At 69.8% G+C, this 3268-nt stretch carries 4 protein-coding genes; 2 read left to right on the top strand and 2 right to left on the bottom strand.

All coding sequences use genetic code 11. The features are described from left to right. Both QSG27_RS25175 and QSG27_RS25170 read right to left on the bottom strand, forming a co-directional pair. Positions 1–716: HAMP domain-containing protein (locus QSG27_RS25175; protein ID WP_306711012.1), on the bottom strand; the 716-nt coding region annotated here is incomplete at its 3' end. Further along, on the bottom strand, positions 713–1540 hold the full coding sequence (locus QSG27_RS25170) for a hypothetical protein (RefSeq protein WP_306711010.1): 828 nt from the start codon (positions 1538–1540) through the stop codon (positions 713–715). The genes QSG27_RS25175 and QSG27_RS25170, both read right to left, overlap by 4 nt. 353 nt (positions 1541–1893) lie before the next feature. Here QSG27_RS25170 and QSG27_RS25165 point away from each other — a divergent pair, with 353 nt between their 5' ends. Together QSG27_RS25165 and QSG27_RS25160 are read left to right on the top strand one after the other, a co-directional pair. Then, positions 1894–2871 carry a response regulator transcription factor gene (locus tag QSG27_RS25165; RefSeq protein WP_306711008.1) on the top strand — a complete coding sequence of 326 codons (978 nt, stop codon included), beginning with the start codon at positions 1894–1896 and terminating at the stop codon, positions 2869–2871. Between the two features lie 122 nt (positions 2872–2993). Beyond that, positions 2994–3268, top strand: a 275-nt coding sequence (locus tag QSG27_RS25160) for a helix-turn-helix domain-containing protein (protein WP_306711006.1), incomplete at its 3' end; no start/stop codon positions are given.

The following is a 3268-nucleotide window of genomic DNA, read 5'->3' as shown; positions in this document are numbered from 1 at the left end:
GTCATGTCGGCCTTGTGCTGCACGCTGTCCAGCGCCCAATCGACGGCGCGCGACAGCTCCCCCACCTCGTCGCGGTTGCGCAGGGCGACGCGCACGCCGAGATGCCCGTCCGCGGCCTGCTTCATCACCGCCGTCACCCGCCGCAGCGGTGCCGCGACGGAGGTGCCGACGACCAGGAGCAGGATTTCGATGTTCAGCAGGATGGCGACGATCAGCACCGAGCCGAGGTCGAACACCACCTCGTTCAGGGCGGAGCGGACATAGCCGGAATCGACGCCGACATGCAGCCGCGCCTCCGCGTTGCCCTCCAGAGCCAAGGCGGTGTCGAGGAAGCGCGCGGACCCGCCCTCCGGCGGGGCGTCGGCGGCGGTCAGCCGGGGGCCGGACCGCGCTTCCTCCGTTCCGGAAAAGGCGTAGAGGCGCCCGCCGATCTCCAGCCCCAGATACTTGACGTCGGGGTTGGCGGCCAGCGCGTCGGACAGCAGCTCGTCCACCCCGACCAGCTTGTCCAGCTCGAAGCCGAGCGCCACCGCGCGGTCGATCTGCGCCACCACGTAGGAGCCGACGACCTCCGCCTTGCGGGCCAGCTCCGGCTCGATCAGCGGGCGGAACAGCGTGTTGACGTGGTTGGTCTGGACGGCGAGGCTGACCAGCATCAGGACGGACACCACGCCCGTCAGCATCCAGTTCAGGCGGCGGATGAAGGACAGCTTCATGGCATGGCCCCCGCCGGGCGCGTGGCCTCCGCCGCGCGGGGCGCGGGTTGGGGACCGTCGTCCTCCGCGCCGTGCCGCTGCTGTTCCAGGATGCGGTCGGCGAAGCCGGTCAGGCCGGGGGCGAAATCAATTATGTCCGGGGTCAGAACGGGCGGTTCGCCCATGCCCAGCGTGTTGATGCTGGCGGTCATCTCGCGCAGCCGCCGCTGGATCGGGCGCAGGAGCAGCCAGACCGCCAGCATGGTGACCAGAAGCCCCGTCACCAGATTGATCCCGCCGGACAGCAGCAGGTCCGGGATGGTGCCGCGGATGCCCGCCTGCACCTCCCCCAGGGAATAGGTCAGGGCGACGCCGCCGGCCACGCCGCCGAAGGCGTTGCGGATGCCGAGCAGAAGCGCCTGGCTGTCGCCGTCGGCGACCGCGGCCACCCGGTCGGATTTGCCGTCGCGGGCGAAGGCCGCCTTCCAGCCGGCGGGGATCGTCTCCACCGGGCCGCTGCGCCCCGCCGCGGCCAACACCTCGCCGGTGTCGGTGAACAGGACCAGCCCGGTGATCCGGTCGTCCCGCGCCAGCGAGCGCTGGATCAGCGCGTCGAGGTTCCGCAGGGCCGTGATGGACACGCCGAGGCTGACGGCGCCCTCCACCTCCCCCGCCAGCCCGCGCAGGGCGACGGTGAAGCGGGACGCCACGGTGTCCTCCACCATGCGTTCCATCTTCAGGTAGGACAGGGCCGCGGTGGAGATCAGCGCGAAGCAGAGCGCCACTTGCAGCAGCAGGATGATCTTGGTCGTCAGGGTCAGGCGCATGGCGTCCGGTGCCGGCAAGGGATGCGGTCACCTTACGCGCATCCCCCGCACCGCCGTTTCCGAGACGGGTCCAGTCTGGAGAAGTCCCCGACGACATGGCTCCGCTCCGGCCCGACCACGCCGGGTGCGGATCACCCCCGCATTCACCTCAACCATGGAGAGCATTCTTCAGGAATTCACTCATCTGACGAAGAACTGATGAAGCCAAATCTTCGAAATTTACGCCTTTCAGCCCAAGCCTTCTAAATTTTATGGAATTTTGATTCGCATTCGGATCGCTCTATTTTGGACCATGATTGCATCCATGATGGTTTGCTTTGCGTGGTAATCCATAAGCACAGCAATCCATGCACCCAGCGGGAAGGGCTTCGATGCGGATCGAGTTGGAGCGACCCTTGGCGTGGCCGGTGCGTCCGGTCCAGACCAGCGCCGGCCTTCATGTTTCGGCGACGTCCATCCTGATCGCCTGCGCCGACCGCGCGCTGGGCATCGGCATGCACGACGCCTTCGAACGCAACGGCCACCGCATCCATGTGACCCACGACCCCATCGCAGCGCTCGACACGCTGGAGGCGGACGGCAGCATCGGCATCGTGGCGGTGGAGCTGGCCCTGCCCCATTTCGACGGTCTGGCGCTGGTCGAGCGGATGCGCAAGAGCGTGCGGCGGCATCTCCAGGTCATCGTCGTCGCCCCCGACGCCACGGCGGCGGATGTCGTCCGCGCCATGCATCTGCGGGCGGCGGACTTCGTCAGCGACCCGCAGGACGGCAGCCAGCTCCACGGCGCGCTGGCCCGCGCCCTGGCGGCCCATCAGGCGGCCCATCAGGCGGCGGAGCCCCTGCCCGCCCCGCCCGCGCCCGCGGGCAGCGGCGAGTTGCACGGCGCGCTGGAGGACGCCTACCGCCACGGCCTCGCTTTGATCGAAGCGGTGAAGGCGCTGCGGGAAGGCCCGCCGGCGGTTGCTCATGCCGCGCCGCCCGCTCCCTCCTCCGCGCCCGCGGCGGCGGGGGAGAACCGGCGGTTGGCCGTGCTGAAGGCGCTCCAGCAGTCCCGCGTGGCCCGCGACAAATTCTTCCCCAAGGGGCTGTTCGAGGACCCCTGCTGGGACATGCTGCTGGATCTGATGGCCAACCATCTGCGCGGGCGGCGCATTTCCGTGTCGTCGCTGTGCATGGCCTCGGGCGTGGCGCAGACGACGGCGCTGCGGCGCATTTCCGAACTGAACGACCGCGGGCTGGTGCGCCGGATCGCCGACGACAAGGACGGGCGCCGCGTCTTCGTCGAACTGACCGAGCAGGGGATCGCCGCCCTGTCCGGCTATGTCGAGCACATCCAGGACCTGACCTGACCGGAGCGGCGCCGTTGCGGCGCAGACTGCTTCAACCGGGACCTGTCGGCAATCGACAACGCCCCTGAACGCAGCGACCATGGCCGGAAGGAACGCCCTGCGCGCAGGACGGCGGAGACCCGATGGCCGACCAGAAACTGAAGGATGTGATCGTCGTCGCGACCCCCGCGGAGGGGGGCGGCCCCGCATCCTCCCTGCCCACGCGCCCGGCGATGCCCAGCGAGGAGCCGGACCGCCAGCGCATGGCTGAACGGCTGCGCGCCCAGGGCTGGAGCTACCGCCGCATCGCGGAGGAGCTTCAGGTGTCCTACATCCTGGTGTCGCGCTGGCTGGGCGGCGACGGCGCCACGCCCTCCGGTCCGCGCCCGCCCGCCGCCGCCGCGGTTGCCCCGCAGCC

Origin of the sequence: Azospirillum isscasi, assembly GCF_030849505.1 — a bacterium.
In the GTDB taxonomy this organism is placed as follows: Bacteria; Pseudomonadota; Alphaproteobacteria; order Azospirillales; family Azospirillaceae; genus Azospirillum; species Azospirillum isscasi.
Note: the sequence above shows the minus strand (reverse complement) of the source record. Positions and strands in the feature narration are given on the sequence as shown.